Here is an 18,534-nt window from a genome sequence, read left to right on the forward strand (position 1 = left end):
GCGCTCGCGCCGACCGATCAGCGGATCACCGGGCGACCGGCCGCCTTCGGGATCACGCCGGGCCGCCGCGCTGCCGGCCGGCCGCCGGTCCCCCGCCGTTGACGCGCCACGGCCCGCGAGCGCCGCGTGACACGCCGGTTCGGGCCGTTCCGGGGCCCGCCGGGACCGTCCTGTGATCGATGTCATCGCGCGCGTGCGCACGCCCGAACGGCCGGGCGGTGAGGCCACGCGGCCGTGGCGCGACCCTTCGGAAACCGCGGCGCGCTCCTTCGGAAGCCGTGGCGTACCGCCTCGGACGGGACCGGGAGCGATCACCCGAGCACCTCAGGCAGCACGGCTCGCCGGTCGGCGCCGGGCCGACGGAGCCGGGCGATCGGCCGGAGGTGGTCGGCGCCCGGTGATCGGCGTCCCGTGGTCGGCCGATCACCGGTCGGCGGGACCAGCGGTCGGCCGATCACCCGTCGACGGAACCAGGCGGTCGGCCGGTCACCGTAGCGAGGAAGGCCGCCAGGTTGGCCACCGTCCGCTCGACCTTCTCCTCCAGCGTGAGCGACTCGTGGGGCCGCGCGCCGGGACCCGCCTGCTTCTTGCCGCGCAGGTACAGGGAGCAGGCCAGGTCGGCGCACATGTAGGTGCCCACGGAGTTGCCCTGCTGCCCGCCGCGCCCGGCCTTGCGCGCGGTCATCAACGTGACGCCGTCGCCCGTGTGCGTGGTCAGGCACAGCGCGCACATGCCGCTGCGCGGGTGCTTGGCACCGGATGTCGCCCGCCGCAGCGCCACGCCCACCAGCCCGTCGCCGGACTCGGCGACCAGGTAGGCGCGGTGCGGCGCGGACGGGTCCTGCCAGCCGAGGAAGTCCAGGTCCTCCCACGGCCGCGCGGCCAGATCACCGGGCAGGACCATCCGCTTCGCCTCGCCCTTGGTGCAGTTGACGAAGCAGGCGCGGATCTCGCGTTCGGTAACCGGTTTCACCCGACGGAAGGTAGTCTTCCTAGGAGCACTAGGCAAACGCTTAGGCTGATTAGGCAGCGGAGGGTGGCGCATGGCACGCGCGGGGCTGACCGCCGAGCGCCTGACCTCGGCGGCGGCGGAGCTGGCCGACGAGGTCGGCTTCGACAACGTCACCGTCTCGGCGCTCGCGCGGCGGTTCGGCGTCAAGGACGCCAGCCTCTACTCGCACCTCAGGAACGCCCGCGACCTGCGGGTGAGGGTGGCCGGGCTGGCGCTCGCGGAACTCGCCGACCGGGTGTCCGCCGCGATGGCGGGGCGCGCGGGCCGGGAAGCGCTGGCGGCCTTCGCCGACGCCTACCGCGACTACGCCAGGGAACACCCCGGCCGGTACGCCGCGATGCGGGTCGACCTCGACCCGTCGGCGGGCGGCGCGGCGCGGGAGAACCTGGAGCAGCCGGGCGAGGCCCCGAAACCGGATGGCAAGGGGCGCGCGGGCGACGCGACGACGACAGCCGGCGCGGAGCGGGCGCACAGCGCGGAGCGAGCCGAGCGGGCGGCCGTCGAGGCGGCGCGCCGGCACTCCGACCTGACGCGGGCGATCCTGCGCGGCTACCGGCTGCCCGAGCCCGACCAGACCGACGCGGTGCGGCTGCTGCACAGCGCGCTCCACGGATACGTCAACCTGGAGGCGTCGGGCGGGTTCGACCACCACCCGCGCCCGGTGGGCGTTTCCTGGTCCAGGGCCATCGACGCGCTCGACGCCCTCCTGCGCAACTGGCCCTCCGCCGGAAGCACCGGCCCATGATTCCGGGTGATGTCATCGACTGACATCACCCGCACGACAATTCCGCCGAAGAAGGCGGACCGAGTGCGCGCTGTTCATTCCTCGATCCATGACGACGTCCGACGCAACCCCGCTCGGCATGCGGTGCAACCCGCGCAGGCACATCGGCGTAGAGCCGGTGACCGAAGTGAGGGGACGAGGGATGCGAAGGGACGACGAGTTCTCCGAGTTCTTCGCCGGCCGGTTCGACCAGGCGCGCCGCACGGCGCACGCCCTGTGCGGCAACTGGGTGGAGGCGGAGGAGATCGCGCAGACCGCATTCGTGCGCGTCTACGTGCACTGGGCGCGGATCCGGAGGGAAAGCGCCGATGCGTACCTGCGCACCGTGCTGACCAGAGTGTTCCTCGACTCCCGTCGACGCGGGCGGGCGCGGGAGCACGTCGTGGCCTCGCCGCCCGAACCGCCCGTGCCCGCCGTGCCGCCGCACACCGCCGCGGCCGACGAGCGCCCGCCGCTGCTGGCCGCCCTCCAGCAGGTGCCGCCGAGGCAGCGCGCCGTGCTGGTGCTGCGGTACGTGCACGACCTGTCGATCGAGCAGGTCGCCGAGGCGATGGGCTGCTCGACCGGCACGGTGAAGAGCCAGGGCGCTCGTGGGCTCCAGGCGCTCCGCAGGGCCTATCGCGGGGCCGCGACCCCAGGAGGTGCGTGATGTGGGAGAACGAGCAGCAGTTGCGCGACGCCCTCCGGACGGAGGTGGGCGGTCCCGCGCCCGCCGCCCGGACCGACCTCGCCGAGGTGTTGCGGCGCGGGCGGCGCGGTGTGCTGGTGCGCCGGGCGGGCGCGGTGGTGGGCGTGCTGGTGGTGGTCGGCGTGGTCGGGTTCGGCGCGACGACCCTGGGCACGTTCGCCGGCAGCAGCGACCCGGCGTCCGGTGACACCGTGCCGACGTCGAGCGCGCGACCGCACGTGTGGACGACCCTGAACCGGGCGGCGCAGCAGCCGTACGGCACGTACGCGCCGGGTGCCAGCGCACCGCCGCCGACCGACAGGCAGTTGCAGAACACGCAACTGTGCAGCGTCGTCGAGGACGAGCGGAGCACGGAGTGGCTGCTGCCGGCGCCGTCACCCGACGTGCTGCGCGCGTGGGAGACCGCGGTCGGCAAGGCCGCGGCGCCGGCGCAGGCCGGTCCGCCGCGGTCGCACCTGTTCCCGGCGGACAAGGAGAAGAACCCGGCGTCGGTGGACGGGCACACGCACTGGATCGACGTCGCGGACCAGGCCGGCACGGGCAGCGTCGACCTCGAACGCGGTCGGACCGGCCTGTCGCCGGAGGCCGCGGCGGACGCCGACCTGTTCGCGGTCGGCAACTGCCTCCCGCCGCGCCGGGCGGTGCGGCCGAACGGCGTGGTGCTCCAGCTCTACGAGGTGCGGGCGAGCGAGCCGTTCCAGTCGCTGACGCAGGCGCTGCGGGTGTACGCGCCGTCGGGCGACGTGTACCGGATCACCGTCCGGAACTTCGGCAGCCCCGACTTCCACCCGCGGGCCGACCACCGGGCTTTCCAGCGGACGGGGCCGGGGCGGGCGACGCTGCCGCTCACCGAGGAGGCCCTGACCCGGATCGGGCTGGCGGTGGCCGACGCGCTGTGACCCGGAACCGGCTTGCCCGCGGCACTTCGGCTCGCCCACGCCGGATGTCCCCCGCGCGACACCGCCTGCGCCGGAACACCGCTTGCGCCGAACACCGCCTGCGCCGGAACACCACTCGCGTTCGTCCCCGCATCGGACGCGCCGCACGGCCGTCCCCGCGTCGAACGCCCCGGGGCGACGTGCTGCGGGCGCGTCGACGCGCTGACCGGACCCAGGGCGACGGTGCCCGGGGTCCGGTCAGCGCGCGAGTTCCGACATCGTGCGCGGGTCGATGAACTCCAGTCCCGGCGCGAAGACCTTGCTCACCGCGATGCCGATGTCCCGCCGGGTCAGGTCGACGACGAACGGTTCGACGCCGGTCCTGCGCTGGACGCGGCGCGCGCACGCGCGCACCGCACCCGCCACGTCGTCCGGCACCGGGATCGACGGCCGGACCGGCACCCGCGGCCGGTCACCGGTGCCGGGGCGTGGCTCCCCGGTCGACTCCTCCACCCGGTAGCGGTCCAGGTGGAGGTCGTCACCCAGCCCGGACGCCGACAGCAGCCGGGACTGCGCGGCCTCCAGCAGCGCGCGGCCCAGCGCGATGCCGGCGTCCGGGTGGCAGCCGTAGCCGCTGAACCAGGCGTTGCGGCCGGCCGCCCGGACCAGGGCGTGGAAGCACGGCACGCCGATGTCGTTGGTGATGTCGTAGACCCGGAACGGCGCGCCCGCGCCGGTGAGCGCCCCGACGACGTCCCGCGTGGCGGGGTCCTCGACCGTCGCCGGGTCGACCAGCGCGCACCTCGGCGGCCTGGTCCGCACGTCGGTGGCCAGGCAGTCGCGCTCGACGGCCTCCAGCAGGGCGTGCAGCGTCGCCTCGGCCGGGTCGTTGCCGCACGCCACACCGTTGGCCGTCGCGCCGAAGACGGTCGTGGCCCACGACGGCGGCCCGGTGTCCTCCGGCGGGATCACGGCGAACGGGGCCAGGCACGCCGACCCGCTGAGCAGCCCCTCGCCCGCCACCCAGTCGACCACGGCGGAGGGCGTCAGCGGGCTGCGCGCGGGGAAGTTGAGCCGCCGGACGTCGTAGTGCAGCGGGAGCCGGCCGGCCGGCGCGCGTTCCACGACCTCCAGCCGGGGGTGCTCGGCGTGCCAGGTCTCGACGGCTGCCATCACCGCGCCGACCCGCGACTGCGCCGTGGTCACGCCGGTGCCCGCCGAGACGGCGAGCGCCGGACCGGTGGCGCGGTAGGCGAGGTGCGTGGGGAAGCCGAGGTCGTCGAGCCGGGTGATGTCGGTGACCTTGGTGACCGCGAACAGCGGCAGCAGGGGCCGGACGTCCCGCCAGGTGTCCTCCGCCGTGCGCGTCCGGTACGTCCCGACGCGGTGGACGATCCTGCCCTCAGCCATCGCGGTACCCGGCCCCCTCGGTGTCGGTGCCGCTCGTCCCCGTTCGAGGGGTCGAGCCGTCGCACCGGCCCACCGTGCTCCGCCGAGCCTTCGTCAATCGTTGGTGATCCTTGTATCGGCTGGTCAGCCGGATGGGACAGGACCGACCGGGCCCGTGGCGGCGCGCGCCCCGCCGTCCTGCGGCGGCCCGGTCGGGCGGGGGTCGTCGGTCAGCCGAGGCAGGCTCGGACGGCCTTGATCAGGTTCGACGCCCGCGGGTCGTCGGGCCGGAAGGACCAGTGGTTGGTGACGTAGCCGAAGCCGACGCGGGCGTCGGGGTCGGCGAAGGCGATCGACCCGCCGGAACCGGCGTGGCCGAACGAGCCCGGCCCGAGCAGGGGCAGCGGCCGGCAGGCCAGCCCGAAGCCCAGCGCCATGTAGAACGAGCGGTCGGCCGGGATGTCCAGGCCCGGCGGCAGGCCGTACATCCGGGTCTTGTCGGTCTGCACGGCCGTGGCCCGCTCGACGGTCGCGGGGTCGAGCAGCCGCACGCCGTCGACGTCGCTGACCGTGGCGGCGTACATCCGGGCCAGTGAGTGCGCGTCGGTGAGCATGTTGGCGGCCGGGAACTCCGCCGCTCGCCAGGCCCGCGTGAGGAAGTACCCGGTCCCGGGGTCCGTGGCGCCGCCGAGCGTGCCCGCGCGGATCTGGAGGGCGTCCGGGGTCCACATCGATTCGACCCAAGCGTGCACCGTGTCCGCGTCGAGCCCGGTCAACGCGATCAGCCCGGCGGTCAGCTCCTCCGGGGTGAACGGCGCGGCGTTCTCGATCCGGGCGATCCGCGGTTCTTCCTGTTCGGGCAGGCCGATCCACGCGCTCAGCCCCAGCGGCGCGGCCACTTCCTCGGCGAAGAACGTGCCCAGCGACTTGCCGGAGATCCGCCGCACCACCTCGCCGACCAGGAAGCCGTAGGTCATGGCGTGGTAGCCGTGCGCGGTGCCCGGTTCCCACAACGGCTCCTGGGCTTCCAACGCCCGGATCACCGGGTCCCACTCACACGCCTGCTCGAAGGTCAACGGCCCGTCCACCACCGGCAGGCCCGCCTGGTGCGACAGCAGCCACCGCACCGGGATGTCCTCCTTGCCCGCCGCGCCGAACTCCGGCCAGTACCGGGTCACCGGGGCGTCCACGTCCAGCTCACCGCGCCGCGCCAACAGGTGCGCGCAGATCGCCGTCGCGCCCTTCGTCGTCGACGCCACCTGGACGATGGTGTCCTCGGTCCACGGCCGGTTCGCCTCGCGGTCGGCCAGGCCGTCCCACAGGTCGACGACCGGGCGGCCGTCCACGTAGACGCCGCACGCCGCGCCGATCTCACCGGGGTCGCCCTCGAAGTTCGCGCGGAACGCGTCGGCGACCTTCCCCCAGCCCTCCGCGACGCCGTGCTCGCCGTCGCGGGTGAACTCGTTCTTCGTGTCCACTGTGCCCGTGTCCTTCCTGGACTTCGATCGCCGGAAATCCGGTCCGCCGGCCGCCCGGCCGGCGGACCACCCCCTCGCACTACCCAGTCTCGCTAGGTACCAGTACACAGTAGCACTTACTAGTGTGGGCGCAAGGGTCCCGGACGAGCGCGCCCGCCCCGGCCGGGCGGCGTCAGGCCGAGGGTGACCGCAGCAGGGCGTCGGTCATGGCGAGGAGGCCCGCCCGGACCTCGTCCATCGTCATGCCGCCGCCGTCCACGAGCATGTCCACGAACTCCGCGCGCGGGGTGGTCAGGACCGCGTGGGCGATGAAGCGGGCGTCCAGGTCCGGCCGGGCCTCGGCCACCACCGGCGTCAGCGCGGCGTGCCAGGCGAGGTACCGGGCGGTGCCCCTGGCGTTGGCGTGACCGCCCTCCAGCACCCTCAGCAGCGGGCGGCCGGACACCACGACCACGTCGAACAGCTCGCCCATGAAGTTGCGGACGCGTTCCGCCGCCGGGCGGTCCGGCGTGGTCAGCCGGGCCAGCGCCCCCGGCTGCCAGTCCTCGGTCAACTGGTCGAACAGGGCCGCGAGCAGGCCCTGGCGGTCGCCGAAGTGGCGGAACGGGGTCCCCTTGCCGACGCCCGCCTCCGCCGCGATGTCCTGCATCGACACGTGCTCCAGACCGCGGTCGCAGATCAGCCTGCGCGCCGCCGCCAGGACCGCCTGCCGGTTGCGGATCGAGTCCCGGCGCTCGGCGCGCCGCCTCGGCGCCGGGCCGACACCCTCCACCGCCATGCCAGCAGTGTAGGTACCCTTAAGTTGACCGCCGGTCCGGAACAGATCGGGCCGTCGGAGGGAGGGACAGCGAGGATGAAGGCGATCCGGTTCCACGAGCTGGGCGGACCCGAGGTGCTCCGGCTCGAAGAGGTGCCCGACCCGACGCCGGGCGCGGGCGAGGTGCTGGTGCGGGTGTCGGCGGCCGGCATCAGCTACGCCGAGGTGCAGATCCGGTCCGGCGCGATGGCCGCGCACCCGTGGTTCCCCGCGCCGCCGCTGCCGTTCACGCCGGGCTTCGAGGTCGCCGGCACGGTCGCCGCCGTCGGCGAGGGCGTGGACGGGTCGCTGGTCGGCACGCGCGTCGTCGGCGGGCTCGCGGGCGGCGGGTACGCCGAGCGCGCGGTGCTCGCCGCCGGGGCGGTGCTGCCCGTCCCCGGCGCGCTCGACGACCACCGGGCGCTGGCCCTGTTCGGCCAGGGCGCGACCGCGGTCGGGGTGATCGGGACGGGCGAGCCGCGGGCGGGCGAGGTCGTCCTGGTGCTGGCGGCGGCGGGCGGCGTGGGCAGCCTGCTGGTGCAGCTGGCCAAGCGGTCCGGCGCGACGGTCGTGGCCGCGGCCGGTGGTGGGCGCAAGCTCGCCCTGGCCGAGCAACTCGGCGCGGACCTCGCGGTGGACTACACCGAGGACGGCTGGGCGGAGCGGGTGCGGGCCGAGGTCGGGCAGGTTCACCTGCTGCTCGACCCGGTCGGCGGCGCGGTCAGCCGGGCCGCGTTCGGGCTGCTGGCGATCGGCGTCGGCCGCGCGGTGGTGTTCGGGTCGGCCGGCGGCGAGCTGCCCGCCGTCACCCCGGTCGACTTCCTGGCCCGCGGTCTGCGGGTGTCCGGCTTCGGGCCGCGCGTGGTCGTCGACCCGGCGTACGGCGCGCGGTTGCGCGCGGAGGCGTTCCGGCTCGGCGTCGAGGGCGTCCTGAATCCGGTCGTGGGCGGGGTGCTGCCGCTGTCGTCGGCCGCCGCCGCGCACGCGCTGTTCGAGGAGCGCGGCACCACCGGGAAGATCGTGCTGGTGCCGTGAGCGCGGCGGGGCACCGCCGGCCCGGCCGGTTTCCCGGTCGACTCCCTGCCGGCGCCGCGGTGCTCACGCACTTCGAAGTGCCTTTTGTAAGCCCTCTTTTACTCACTCATGATGGTGTTACGCACTACCAGTGAGGTGAGGAAGATGGTCACGAGCAGGCGGACGCTGCAACGGGTCCTGGGAGCCGATGAGCGCCGCCGACACCTCAACCCGCCGACACCCAGCCCGCCGACGCCTCAGCCCGCCGACGCCTTGGCCGCGGCCTTGGCCCGGCCGATCCCGGTCAGCTCGCTGGCGGCCCGGTTGCCGGCGATCTCGCCGTGGTGGGCGACGGCCCACTCGGCCATCGCCAGCACCACCTCGATCAGCGACCGGCCCAGGTCCGTCAGCTCGTACTCCACTCGCGGTGGGACCTCGGCGTACGCGGTCCGGGTGATCAGGCCGTCGCGTTCGAGGTGCTTGAGCGTCTGGGTCAGCATCCGCTGGGAGATGCCCGCAATGTTCGCCTGCAAGTCGGAGTAGCGCAGCGGGCCGGCGCTCAGGGTGCTGATGGTCAGCATCGTCCACTTGTCGCCGATGCGGTCGAGCACCTCGCGGATGAAGGCGCTGTCCTCCGGCCATGCCTGGCACGGACCGCTGATCTGCCGCGCTGACGCCATCTCGTTCACCTCTCATCGGGGTGCTACCGCACCACCAGTATGTAACGCCCGCGTGCCCCGCCGGCATCACCGCACGCGTCACACCTCGATCCAATGGAGAGATCACCTTGAACGCACACGACACCATCGTGGTCGGCGCGGGCCCGGTCGGGCTGTGGACGGCGGCGGAGCTGGCCCTGGGCGGCGGGCGACCGCTGGTCCTGGAGCGGGCCGAGCGGCGCAGCCCGCACTCGAAGGCGCTGGCCATCCACCCGCGCACGATCGAGGTGCTGGCGATGCGCGGGCAGGAGCAGCCCTTCCTCGACGGCGGGCTGGCCGTGCCGGACGGGCACTTCGCCATGCTGCCCGCCCGCCTGGACTTCCGCGAGCTGGCCACGCCGTTCCGGTTCATGCTCGCCCACCCGCAGGTGCGCACCGAGGAACTGCTCGAACAGCACGCCCTCGCCCTCGGGGTGGTGATCCGGCGCGGGCACCGGGTGTCCGGGCTGAGCCAGGACGAACACGGCGTGACGCTGCGGGTCGACGGGCCGGACGGCGAGTACGGGATCACCGCGGACCACGTGGTCGGGGCGGACGGCGCGGGCAGCGTCGTGCGACAGGCGGCGGGCATCGACTTCCCCGGCACCGACTCGACCGTCTTCGGCTTCCTCGGCGACGTCGAGCTGGCCGACCCGCCGGAGCGGCCGGGCTTCTGGCACAACGCGCACGGCGCGCTGCTCGTGGCCCCGATGCCCGGCGGGCGCCACCGCGTCACCGGGTACGCCCCGTCGGTGCCCGCCACCCCGACCCCGGAGTTCCTGCGGGAGACGACGAACCTGATCGCGGGCACGGACTTCGGCCTGCACTCCCCGGTGTGGCTGTCCCGCTTCGGCAATGCCACCCGCCTCGCGGCGCGGTACCGCGAGGGCCGGGTGTTCCTGGCGGGCGACGCCGCGCACATGCACTTCCCGGCGGGCGGCGTGGGGCTGAACGTGGGCTTGCAGGACGCGATGAACCTGGGCTGGAAGCTGGCCGCGGTCCAGCGGGGCCGGGCGGACGCGACCCTGCTGGACACCTACCACTCGGAACGCCACCCCGTCGGCGTGGCCCTGGGCGAGCACACCAAGGCCCAGACCGCCCTGATCACCGCCACCACCGAGGAGGGCCGCTCCCTGCGCCGGTTCATGGCCGACCTGCTGCGCACGCACCCCGACGTGGCGACCGCGCTGGCCAACATGCTGACCGCGCTGGACGTGCGCTACCCGGGCGCCCACCCCCTGGCAGGTCTGCGCCTCCCGGCCACCCGCGAGCAGCTGCACCTGCTGCGCGAGGGCCGCCCGGTGCTGCTGGCCCGGGAAGCCGACCCGGCGTTGAAGGACCTGGCCGCGAACGCGGACCTCCAGCTGTACGAGACCGAGCTTCCCTGGCCCACGGCCGCCGTGCTGATGCGCCCGGACGGGCACGTGTGGGCCGCCGGGGACACCGCCGAGCAGCTCGCGGACGCCATGGCGGAACTGCCCCTGGCCTGACGAAGAGCCGCGTCCCCCGGGGAACTCCCCCAGGGGGACGCGGCACCGGCGGAGAACTCACCGACGCGGCCCCGGTCGTGGGCCCGCCGTCCTGGACGCCCGAGGGGTCAGCGCTGGTCCAGCCAGTGGCGCGAGCGCTCGTCCCCCGGCACGTCGGCGTCCGGGTGGATCAGGTTGAGCAGCGACATCGAGTCGTGGTCCGCGGTGCCCGGCGCCGCCTGGTAGACCACCAGGCGCTGGTGGTCGTTGGTGATGTCCAGCACCTCGTAGCTCAGCGTCATCCGGCCGACGCCCGGGTGGTCGAGCACCTTGCGGCCGGTCGACAGGCTGCGCACGTCGTGCCGCTGCCACAGCCGCCGGAACTCGTCGCTCTTCGCCGTCAGCTCGTCGACCAGGGCCGTCAGCGCGGGGTCGCCGGGCAGCAGGCCCTCCATCGCGTGCAGGTGGGCCACCGAGTTGAGCGCGATGGAGTCCCAGTCCACGAACAGCTTCCGCGCGGTCGGGTGCAGGAAGATGTAGCGGATGGTGTTGCGCCGGGCGGGCGGCCACGTGTCCAGGCCGGCCAGCAGCGCCAGGCCGGGCGTGTTCGCGGCCAGCATGTCGTTCCAGCGGTTGAGCACGTAGGCCGGTGACGGGGTGACGCCGTCCAGCAGCTGCCGCACGGCCGGCCGCACGCGGCGGTTCGCCGTCGACGTGGTCGGGACGCGCTTGCCGGAGTGCGCCGCCAGCCGGAACAGGTGGTCGCGCTCCTCGCCCTCCAGCAGGAGGGTGTCGGCCAGGGACTCCAACACCGCGATGCTCGGGTTGCGCTCCCGGCCCTGCTCCAGGCGGGTGTAGTAGTCCACGCTGACGCCGGCCGAGGCCGCGACCTCCTCGCGCCGCAGGCCCTGCGTGCGCCGGAGGGTGTGCCCCTCGGTCAGGCCGATGTCCGCCGGCCGGACCTTCGCCCGGCGCGATCGCAGGAAGGTGCTGAGATCCGTTTGCTGGGCCATGCGTCCATGCTCCCACGGGCGCGGGCCGGCAACCTGGCAGTGGCGCACCCGGGCGGGACGCACCCAGGGAGGGACGCGTCCTGCCGCCGCCCGGCCGGCGCGCGCAAGCTCGACGTCGTGACCGAATCCAAGACACCCACCGCCACCGGGTCGCCGGCGCGGGAGCTCGGCGGCCGGCAGGTCGGCGCCTTCGGCCTGGGCTGCATGGGCATGAGCGAGTTCTACGGCAGCCGCGACGACGCCCGGTCGATCGCGGTGCTCCACGCGGCGCTCGACGCCGGCGTGACCGTGCTGGACACCGCCGACATGTACGGCGATGGCCACAACGAGGAGCTGATCGGGCAGGTGCTGCGGCACCGGCGCGGCGACGCCTTCGTGGCCACCAAGTTCGGCATCCGCCGCGAGGCCGACCGCAGGTGGAGCGACTCCAGCCCGGAGTACGCCCGCGCCGCGTGCGACGCCAGCCTGCGCCGGCTCGGCGTGGACGCCATCAACCTCTACTACGCCCACCGCCTCGACGGGCGCACGCCGGTCGAGGACACGGTGGGCGCGCTCGCCGACCTCGTGCGCGCGGGCAAGGTGCGCCACATCGGGCTGTCCGAGGTGAGCGCGGCGACGCTGCGCCGCGCGCACGCCGAGCACCCGGTCGCGGCCGTGCAGAGCGAGTTCTCGCTGTGGACGCGCGACGTCGTCACCGACGGCGTGCTGGCCGCCGCCCGCGAGCTGGGCGTCGCCCTCGTGGCCTACTCGCCGCTGGGGCGCGGCTTCCTCACCGGAGCGCTGCGCGACCGCGAGGGCCTCGCCCCGGACGACTTCCGGCGGGTCAACCCCCGGTTCACCGAGGAGAACCTGGCGGCCAACCTGCCGCTGCTGGCCGCCGTGCACGCGGTGGCCGGGCGGTGCGGCGCCACGCCCGCGCAGGTCGCGCTGGCGTGGGTGCTCGCGCAGGGCCGGGACGTGCTCCCGATCCCCGGCACGAAGCGGTTGGCGTACCTGCGGGAGAACCTGGCGGCGGCGGAGATCGCGTTGAGCGCCGCCGACGTGGCCGCGCTGGACGCGGCGTTCAGCCCCGACAAGGTGCACGGCGACCGCTACCCGGCGGCGACCATGCCCGACACGTCGGCGGTGGTGCGGCCGTGAGCGACCGCGAGGAGGCCGGCCGGCGGGTCATGCGCGACCTGGGCATCGACCCCGACGCGGTGATCGCCTCGGTCGCCGAGCTGGACGAGCGGTTCGGCCACACGATCGCCGAGTACGCGTTCGGCGACGTCGTCGGCAGGCCCGGCCTGGACCTGCGCACCCGCCAGCTGGTGACGGTGGCGCTGCTGGCCGCGCAGGGCGGGTGCGAGGCGCAGCTCGACACCCACATCCCGGCGACCCTGCGCGCGGGCGCGACCCGCGAGGAGATCGTCGCGCTGCTGATCCACCTCACGCCCTACGTCGGCATCCCCCGGTCGTTGAACGCCCTCTACCAGGCCAAACGACTGTTCGCCCACGCTGACGCCCCGACCTCGAACCAGGAGAGCCGCTCATGACCACGTCCCGGTCCGCCCCACCGCCCGGCGCGGTGGCCGAACAGGTCGAGCCCCGGTCGTGGCCCGCCGTGTGGGTGCTCGGCCTCGGCACGTTCCTGTTCGTCACCACCGAGCTGCTGCCGGTCGGCCTGCTGCCGTCCATCGGCGCCGGGATGGGCGTCCCGCTCGGCATCGCGGGCCTGGTCGTGTCGGTGTACGGCGGGATCGCGGCGGTGAGCGCCGCACCGCTGACGTCCCTGGTGCGCCGGCTGGACCGCCGCACGCTGCTGGCGGCGCTGCTCGGCCTGCTGGTGCTGGGCAACCTGGTGTCGGCCGTCGCGCCGAACTACCTGGTGCTGATGGCCGGCCGCGTGATCATCGCCTTCGCGCACGGCGTGTTCTGGTCGACCACGCCCGCCGTCGGCACGCGCCTGGTCGACCCCAAGAGCGCGGTGCGGGCGCTGTCGGTCGTGCTGGGCGGCATCTCCGTCGCGTCGGTGGTGGGCGTGCCGCTGGGCACCGCCATCGGGCAGGCCGCGAACTGGCGGGTGGCCTTCCTGGTCGCCGCGGGTGTCGGGCTGCTGGTGCTGGTCGCCGTGCTGGCGCTGCTGCCGCCGATGGCCGCGCGCAACGGCGGCAGCCTCTCCGCCATCCCGAAGCTGCTGCGCAACGGCCCCTTCGTGGTGGCGATCGGCGTGGCCGCGCTGACCATGATCGGCCACTACCTGGCCTACACCTACGTCACGCCGTACCTGGAAGCCGTCGTGGGCATCCCGCCCGGCTTGGTCAGCGTGCTGCTGCTGGTGTTCGGCGCGGCCGGGGTGGCGGGCAACTTCCTCGCGGGCGGCGCGATCGCCCGAGGGCTGCGCCGGGCCCTGCTCGGCGGTGTCGGGCTGCTCGCCGGTTCGCTGCTGGTGCTGTCCGCGGTGGGTGCGGGCTCCGCCGTCACGGCGGTCGTGCTGCTCGTGACGTGGGGCCTGTCGTACGCGGCGCTGCCGGTCTGCCTCCAGACCTGGGTGCTGCGCTCGGCGCCGGAGGCCACCGACGCGGCGTCCTCGGTGTACGTGGCGGTGTTCAACGCGTCCATCGCGCTCGGCGCGCTCGGCGGCGGACTGGCCGTGGAATCGGTCGGTGTCGCGGCCGTCACGTGGGTCGGGGGAATTCTGGTGGGCGCCGCGCTCGTTGTGGTGGTGGTCACCCGTAATGTGCGCCGGACCGCCGGATAGCGCAGGACCGATTCGCGGCGCAGGCGAATAACCGACTTGCCGGCGAATTTCTCGAAAATGCGTGCTACGTTTACAGGGCAAGGTTCCGGCGGGAGCGCGCTGCCCAAAAATCTCCGGGCCCGCCCGCCGGACCGGACGCGAGTAATCCTTGTGAATTCACCGATCATCCGAAGCTGCACCCAAAGGGGAGATGTGTGATGTCAGGCACGAACGCGGCGGTCCACTTATCGAGGTACCGCGCCAGGGGGGCCGGGAAGTCGCCGGCGGACAACGTCGTGTGCCTGGTCGGCGACCGGTTCAGCGGGATGCGGGACGTGCCCGGCGTCCGCACCCTGGGCCAGTTGGTCGGCGACCTGCGCTCCGGCGCGCCCGCGCCGGACGCGATCGTCGTCGGCCAGGGCATGGGGGACTACGAGCTGGACTACCTCAACGCCGCGCTCGCCCGGCGGGAGGACGCGCGGGACGTGCCCGTGCTGGGCGTCGCCCGCACGCCGGTGGCGCGGTCGCTCGTGCACAAGCACCGCGAGCAGAACGTCCTGCTGTCCGGCCTGCGGGCGCTGCCCGACGGCAGGCACGCGGCCGACCTGGCGCTGCACGGCGAGAACGAGCTGCTGCTCGACCACCAGACCGGTCAGCACGTGCAGGGCATGGTCGTCACCGAGGCGATGCGGCAGATGTTCATCGCGGTCTTCGAGGCCGAGCACGGCGTCCGGTTCCCCGGCCGCCGCTTCTACGTGGTGTGGAACTCGATGTCGCTGACCTTCGAGTCGTTCCTGTTCCCGCTGCCCGCCGAGATCACCTGCGCGATCGTCGAATCGGCGGTGGCGGACCCGGAGCGGATGACCTTCCGGGTCACCATGGAAATCACCCAGGCGGGCACCTCGGCGGCGTGCGCGGACATTCGTTTCGCCGCGTTCGACGACCACCGGATCAAACGGTCCGAGTTGCGCCGGGCCACTTCGGCGGTGCAGACGCTGATGGCCGACCGCACCGCCGAAATGGCGTGGTGATGATGCGGGTCGCGGCTTTCTTCGACATCGACGAGACGCTCATCGCCGGCAAGAGCATGTTCGACTTCCTGCGCTTCCACCTCGCCGACGACCGCACCCCGGACCGGGGCCAGGCGGCGCGGCTCGCGGAGTTCGACCGCCTCGTGGCGGCCGGCGGCGCGTCCCGGTCGACCGTCAACCGGCAGTACTACCGCATCTACCGCGGCGTGCCCGCGGACCTGGTGCGGCGGCAGGGCCTGGAGTGGTTCGCGCGCAGCCGCCGCACGGCGGGCTTCATCAAGCCGGAGGTGGTCGGCGCGCTGGTCCGCCACCGCCTGTCCGGCCACCGCGTCGTTTTGGTCAGCGGCTCGTTCCCGGCGTGCGCGGACCCGCTGGCGAGCGCGCTCGGCGCGCACCACGTGCTGTGCACGAGGCCCGTCGTCGGCCCCGACGGCCTGCTCACCGGCGAGGTGGACCGGTCCGTCATCGGTGACGTCAAGTCCACCGCCGTGCGCGAGCTGGCGCGGCGGGAGGGCCTCTCGCTGCCACTGAGCTTCGGCTACGGCGACCACGCCAGCGACCTGCCGCTGCTGCGGGAGGTCGGGCACCCGGTCGTCGTGGGCGCGGACCCCGAGCTGGGCAGGCACGCCGACCGCAACCAGTGGCTGCGGATCGCGGGGGTGGCGGCGTGACGCGGGACTGCTTCTGCGGGTGCGCCCTGGCCGAGCCGCTGGACGGCGCGGGTGTCCACGAGCCGCGGACCCCGGTGCCGGGCGTGGGCGTCCTGGGCTGCGGCAGCCACCTGCCCGAGTGGGAGGTCGGCAACGACGTCGTGGCCACCGAGGTCGGCGTCGAGGAGTCCTGGATCGAGCGCAAGACCGGCATCCGGACGCGCCGGCGGGCCGCGCCGTGGCAGGCGGCCTCCGACCTCGCCGCGCCGGCGGCCGAGGAGGCCCTGCGCCGGGCCGGGCTGACCGCCGCGGACCTGTCGGTGGTCGTCGTCGCCACGTCGACGCCCGACTCGCCGCAGCCGGCGACCGCCTGCGTGCTCCAGGACCGGATCGGCGCGGTCGGCGCGGCGGCGTTCGACGTGAACGCGGTGTGCAGCGGCTTCGTGTTCGCGCTGGAGACCGCGCGCCGCCTGATCGCCGACGGCGGGCACGCCCTCGTGGTCGGCGTGGACGTCTACTCCCGCATCCTGGACCCGACGGACCGCCGCACGGCGGTGCTGTTCGGCGACGGCGCGGGCGCGGTCGTGCTCGGCCCGACGCCGCCCGGTCGCGGCATCGTCGCCTCGGCGCTGACGAGCTACGGGCAGCACGCCGACCTGATCAAGGTCGCGGCGGGCGGCAGCCGCATCCCCGCGTCCAAGGAGTCGCTCGCCGCGGGCGAGCACTACTTCAGCATGGACGGCCGCGGCGTCCGCGACTTCGTCGCGCGGGAGGTGCCGACCGCCGTGCGGTGCTTCCTGGCCGACCTGGGCTACCCCGCCGACACCGTCCGGCACTTCGTGCCGCACCAGGCCAACGGCCGGATGCTCGCCGAGCTGGAGGCGGAACTCGCGTTCCCGGCGGCCCGCGCGCACTACACCGTCGAGCGCTACGGCAACACCGGCGCGGCGTCGGTCCCGATCACCCTGGCCGCCGCGCAGCACGAGTTCGCCGAAGGCGACGTCGTCGTGCTCGCCGCGTTCGGCGGCGGCATGGCGATGGGCCTGTCGCTGCTCCACTGGTGATCCACCCCAGAACCGATCCCGCAGTACCGATCCCCCAGAACCGATCCCGCGGTACCGATCACCGCAGGACCCCACGGAAAGGGAACAACCATGCCTGCGACCACCTTGCTGGTCACCGAGGTCACCACCGCGCCGGGCGCGCTCGACAGCGCCGCGAAGGAGTGGGCCCGCCTGCGCGCCGACGACCGCTCGGGCAGCGTGCTGTACCGCGCCCTCGAAGGCGACACGCTGATGGAGCTGACGCCGCTGGCCGACCTGGCCGCCCTCGACGCCGAGACCTCGCTGTTCGAGCGGCAGTTCACCGAGCTGGCCCCGCACGTCGCGGGCGACTTACGCCGTCAAGTGCTCCGGTTCGTCGAAGCGCCCAAGTCGACGGCCGACGCCGTGCCCGCGACGCGGTACGTGCAGCTGCGGCACATCGAGGTGCCGCCCGCCGTGTTCGCCGACTACCGCCGGTGGCGCGAGGACACGATCTTCGACGTCGTGCGCCGCGCCGACGAGGTCGTGGTGTTCCTGGCCTACCACTCGCTGCTGAGCACCGAGCCGGGCGTGATGTTCGTGTCCGGCTTCGACACCACGCCCGAGCGGTACGGCGCGGTGTTCGCCTGCCCCGAGTACCGGGAGATCGTCCGGCAGGCCGGGTCCGCCTACATCGCCGGCGGCGAGCGCGGCCTCTACACCGCGGTGTACGAGCGGGTCGACGCCTGATGGCGGCGATCCCGCTGAGCGTCACCACGCAGGGGCCGCTGTACCCGCCCAGCGAGATCATGAACGAGGACGGCGACTTCGTCGTCGTGGGCCGGGTGAACCGGGCCGCGGCCGACGGCGGCGTGGTCGCGCCCTGGGAGTCCGTCCTGGTGAGCGCCGGGAGCCCGGTGCCGGAGTTCGGGCGGCACCTGCCGCACGAGGTGATCCGGCCGCTCACCGCCGAGGACGACGACATGGTGCTCCACACGCTGCCGGTACCCCTGCCCTGCAACAACTACCCGATGACCTTCGCGCCGGACCAGCCGCCCGCCGAGCGGGAGCTGCCGAGCTACCCGCTGCACCGCGTGCCCGTCCCCGACCTGCGGGACGAGGACGGGCCGAAGGTCACCGAGCCGATCACCCTCGGCCGGTGGCTGCGGGCCAGGGGCGAGGTGGCGGTGCGGGTCGCGCCGGACCGCACGGCGGCGGACTTCGAGTTCGAGTTCGCCGACCTCATCCCGAACAGCCTGTACACCGTGATGTCGCTGCGCGAGCGGGACCTGGACCCGGCCGGCCCGACCAGGCCGGGACCGCTGGGCGTGCCGAACGTGTTCACCACCGACCGCCGCGGCGCGGGCCGCTACTCGGCGACGATGCCCGACCCGTTCCCGGCACACGACCGGCCGGGCCGCAACCGGATCGTCAACGTCATCGTCCTGTGGATGAGCTACCAGCGCAGCTACGGCGGCGCGATCGGGCAGTTCGGCCTGGGCGGCGACATCCACGCCCAGCTGAAGCTCACCGCGCCGGGCTTCCACGAGCACACGACCACCGCCCCGTGAACCGAAGGAGAAACCCATGCCCATCGTGTCGGTGACCACCTGGCCCGGCCCGGACGACCTGGCCCGGCGGTTGGTGGAGGAGCTGACCGGAACCGTGCACCGGGTGACGGGCGCGCCGATGGACAAGATCACCGTCTACGTCCAGGAAGTCCCGCGCGACCGCTGGGCGGAGGGCGGCGTGCTCGGCAGCAATCCCGACTTCGCCACCCTGAGCCGCCGCACCTGACCGGGGCACCCGCTCACCGCGATGCGGTCGGCGGTGGGGAGCGTGCCGGCACGAGGCCCGGCGACACCCGTCGCCGGGCCTCGCCGCGCGCCCCTC

The 18,534-nt window shown here is 74.1% G+C and carries 20 protein-coding genes; 14 read left to right on the top strand and 6 right to left on the bottom strand.

The features are described 5' to 3' along the window. Nucleotides 1–454: 454 nt before the first annotated feature. The gene (locus C8E97_RS20710; protein WP_121007189.1) at nt 455–973 is read right to left on the bottom strand and encodes an FBP domain-containing protein; all 519 of its coding nucleotides are present in this window, start codon (nt 971–973) and stop codon (nt 455–457) included. A 70-nt stretch (nt 974–1,043) separates the two neighbouring features. Here C8E97_RS20710 and C8E97_RS20715 point away from each other — a divergent pair, with 70 nt between their 5' ends. From C8E97_RS20715 to C8E97_RS20725, 3 genes are all read left to right on the top strand, one after another. Continuing rightward, nucleotides 1,044–1,757 (top strand): TetR/AcrR family transcriptional regulator, encoded by a 714-nt coding sequence (locus C8E97_RS20715; RefSeq protein ID WP_121007190.1) that lies wholly within the window; start codon nt 1,044–1,046, stop codon nt 1,755–1,757. Nucleotides 1,758–1,938: 181 nt separating this feature from the next. Further along, complete coding sequence (locus tag C8E97_RS20720; RefSeq protein WP_121007191.1) at nt 1,939–2,445, top strand: SigE family RNA polymerase sigma factor; 507 nt, start codon at nt 1,939–1,941, stop codon at nt 2,443–2,445. Next, nucleotides 2,445–3,383 (top strand): hypothetical protein, encoded by a 939-nt coding sequence (locus C8E97_RS20725; protein WP_121007192.1) that lies wholly within the window; start codon nt 2,445–2,447, stop codon nt 3,381–3,383. Before C8E97_RS20720 ends, C8E97_RS20725 begins: the two co-directional genes overlap by 1 nt. Nucleotides 3,384–3,620: 237 nt before the next feature. Here C8E97_RS20725 and C8E97_RS20730 read toward each other — a convergent pair whose 3' ends face one another. From C8E97_RS20730 to C8E97_RS20740, 3 genes are all read right to left on the bottom strand, one after another. Continuing rightward, entirely contained in the window at nt 3,621–4,772 is a 1,152-nt protein-coding gene (locus C8E97_RS20730) for a YcaO-like family protein (protein ID WP_121007193.1), read from the bottom strand. Nucleotides 4,773–4,981: 209 nt separating this feature from the next. Next, entirely contained in the window at nt 4,982–6,229 is a 1,248-nt protein-coding gene (locus C8E97_RS20735; RefSeq protein WP_121007194.1) for a serine hydrolase domain-containing protein, read from the bottom strand. A gap of 172 nt (nt 6,230–6,401) precedes the next feature. Next, nucleotides 6,402–7,007 (bottom strand): TetR/AcrR family transcriptional regulator, encoded by a 606-nt coding sequence (locus C8E97_RS20740; RefSeq protein ID WP_121007195.1) that lies wholly within the window; start codon nt 7,005–7,007, stop codon nt 6,402–6,404. 75 nt (nt 7,008–7,082) lie between these two features. Here C8E97_RS20740 and C8E97_RS20745 point away from each other — a divergent pair, with 75 nt between their 5' ends. Continuing rightward, nucleotides 7,083–8,060, top strand: coding sequence for a quinone oxidoreductase family protein (locus C8E97_RS20745; protein WP_121007196.1), 978 nt, complete (start codon nt 7,083–7,085; stop codon nt 8,058–8,060). A 236-nt stretch (nt 8,061–8,296) separates the two neighbouring features. Here the strand turns inward: C8E97_RS20745 and C8E97_RS20750 are convergent, their stop codons facing one another. After that, nucleotides 8,297–8,719 (bottom strand): winged helix-turn-helix transcriptional regulator, encoded by a 423-nt coding sequence (locus C8E97_RS20750; RefSeq protein ID WP_121012022.1) that lies wholly within the window; start codon nt 8,717–8,719, stop codon nt 8,297–8,299. 107 nt (nt 8,720–8,826) lie between these two features. Between C8E97_RS20750 and C8E97_RS20755 the strand changes: the two genes are divergently transcribed. Further along, the gene (locus C8E97_RS20755; protein ID WP_211347094.1) at nt 8,827–10,227 is read left to right on the top strand and encodes an FAD-dependent monooxygenase; all 1,401 of its coding nucleotides are present in this window, start codon (nt 8,827–8,829) and stop codon (nt 10,225–10,227) included. Nucleotides 10,228–10,334: 107 nt separating this feature from the next. Here C8E97_RS20755 and C8E97_RS20760 read toward each other — a convergent pair whose 3' ends face one another. Continuing rightward, entirely contained in the window at nt 10,335–11,219 is an 885-nt protein-coding gene (locus C8E97_RS20760) for a helix-turn-helix transcriptional regulator (protein WP_121007197.1), read from the bottom strand. A 204-nt stretch (nt 11,220–11,423) separates the two neighbouring features. On the opposite strand from C8E97_RS20760, the gene C8E97_RS20765 reads away from it, so the two are divergent. The 9 genes from C8E97_RS20765 to C8E97_RS20805 all read left to right on the top strand — a co-directional run bounded on the left by C8E97_RS20765 (nt 11,424) and on the right by C8E97_RS20805 (nt 18,438). Continuing rightward, nucleotides 11,424–12,359, top strand: coding sequence for an aldo/keto reductase (locus C8E97_RS20765; protein WP_121012028.1), 936 nt, complete (start codon nt 11,424–11,426; stop codon nt 12,357–12,359). Next, the gene (locus C8E97_RS20770) at nt 12,356–12,754 is read left to right on the top strand and encodes a carboxymuconolactone decarboxylase family protein (RefSeq protein WP_121007198.1); all 399 of its coding nucleotides are present in this window, start codon (nt 12,356–12,358) and stop codon (nt 12,752–12,754) included. Before C8E97_RS20765 ends, C8E97_RS20770 begins: the two co-directional genes overlap by 4 nt. Beyond that, on the top strand, nt 12,751–13,959 hold the full coding sequence (locus C8E97_RS20775) for an MFS transporter (protein WP_121007199.1): 1,209 nt from the start codon (nt 12,751–12,753) through the stop codon (nt 13,957–13,959). Before C8E97_RS20770 ends, C8E97_RS20775 begins: the two co-directional genes overlap by 4 nt. A 275-nt stretch (nt 13,960–14,234) precedes the next feature. Beyond that, nucleotides 14,235–14,969, top strand: a complete 735-nt coding sequence (locus C8E97_RS20780) for an AfsA-related hotdog domain-containing protein (protein ID WP_170211930.1) — start codon at nt 14,235–14,237, stop codon at nt 14,967–14,969. Nucleotides 14,970–14,971: 2 nt separating this feature from the next. Continuing rightward, nucleotides 14,972–15,640, top strand: coding sequence for an HAD family hydrolase (locus tag C8E97_RS20785; RefSeq protein WP_211347096.1), 669 nt, complete (start codon nt 14,972–14,974; stop codon nt 15,638–15,640). Then, complete coding sequence (locus C8E97_RS20790) at nt 15,637–16,683, top strand: 3-oxoacyl-ACP synthase III family protein (protein WP_246019049.1); 1,047 nt, start codon at nt 15,637–15,639, stop codon at nt 16,681–16,683. Before C8E97_RS20785 ends, C8E97_RS20790 begins: the two co-directional genes overlap by 4 nt. Nucleotides 16,684–16,773: 90 nt before the next feature. After that, nucleotides 16,774–17,391: a hypothetical protein gene (locus tag C8E97_RS20795; RefSeq protein ID WP_121007201.1), complete on the top strand. Its 618-nt coding sequence runs from the start codon at nt 16,774–16,776 to the stop codon at nt 17,389–17,391. After that, nucleotides 17,391–18,212, top strand: a complete 822-nt coding sequence (locus C8E97_RS20800) for a hypothetical protein (RefSeq protein ID WP_121007202.1) — start codon at nt 17,391–17,393, stop codon at nt 18,210–18,212. The genes C8E97_RS20795 and C8E97_RS20800 overlap by 1 nt, the downstream gene beginning before the upstream one ends. Nucleotides 18,213–18,228: 16 nt before the next feature. Continuing rightward, complete coding sequence (locus C8E97_RS20805; protein ID WP_121007203.1) at nt 18,229–18,438, top strand: tautomerase family protein; 210 nt, start codon at nt 18,229–18,231, stop codon at nt 18,436–18,438. Nucleotides 18,439–18,534: the final 96 nt, after the last annotated feature.

Source organism: Saccharothrix australiensis (assembly GCF_003634935.1).
Classification (GTDB): Bacteria; Actinomycetota; Actinomycetes; order Mycobacteriales; family Pseudonocardiaceae; genus Actinosynnema; species Actinosynnema australiense.

Bases quoted from the DNA above. Each gene is read 5' to 3' on its own strand.
- C8E97_RS20715 (WP_121007190.1), top strand. From the start codon at position 1,044: ATGGCACGCGCGGGGCTGACCGCCGAGCGCCTGACCTCGGCGGCGGCG.
- C8E97_RS20720 (WP_121007191.1), top strand. From the start codon at position 1,939: ATGCGAAGGGACGACGAGTTCTCCGAGTTCTTCGCCGGCCGGTTCGAC.
- C8E97_RS20725 (WP_121007192.1), top strand. From the start codon at position 2,445: ATGTGGGAGAACGAGCAGCAGTTGCGCGACGCCCTCCGGACGGAGGTG.
- C8E97_RS20730 (WP_121007193.1), bottom strand. From the start codon at position 4,772: ATGGCTGAGGGCAGGATCGTCCACCGCGTCGGGACGTACCGGACGCGC.
- C8E97_RS20740 (WP_121007195.1), bottom strand. From the start codon at position 7,007: ATGGCGGTGGAGGGTGTCGGCCCGGCGCCGAGGCGGCGCGCCGAGCGC.
- C8E97_RS20745 (WP_121007196.1), top strand. From the start codon at position 7,083: ATGAAGGCGATCCGGTTCCACGAGCTGGGCGGACCCGAGGTGCTCCGG.
- C8E97_RS20750 (WP_121012022.1), bottom strand. From the start codon at position 8,719: ATGGCGTCAGCGCGGCAGATCAGCGGTCCGTGCCAGGCATGGCCGGAG.
- C8E97_RS20760 (WP_121007197.1), bottom strand. From the start codon at position 11,219: ATGGCCCAGCAAACGGATCTCAGCACCTTCCTGCGATCGCGCCGGGCG.
- C8E97_RS20765 (WP_121012028.1), top strand. From the start codon at position 11,424: ATGGGCATGAGCGAGTTCTACGGCAGCCGCGACGACGCCCGGTCGATC.
- C8E97_RS20775 (WP_121007199.1), top strand. From the start codon at position 12,751: ATGACCACGTCCCGGTCCGCCCCACCGCCCGGCGCGGTGGCCGAACAG.
- C8E97_RS20785 (WP_211347096.1), top strand. From the start codon at position 14,972: ATGCGGGTCGCGGCTTTCTTCGACATCGACGAGACGCTCATCGCCGGC.
- C8E97_RS20795 (WP_121007201.1), top strand. From the start codon at position 16,774: ATGCCTGCGACCACCTTGCTGGTCACCGAGGTCACCACCGCGCCGGGC.
- C8E97_RS20800 (WP_121007202.1), top strand. From the start codon at position 17,391: ATGGCGGCGATCCCGCTGAGCGTCACCACGCAGGGGCCGCTGTACCCG.
- C8E97_RS20805 (WP_121007203.1), top strand. From the start codon at position 18,229: ATGCCCATCGTGTCGGTGACCACCTGGCCCGGCCCGGACGACCTGGCC.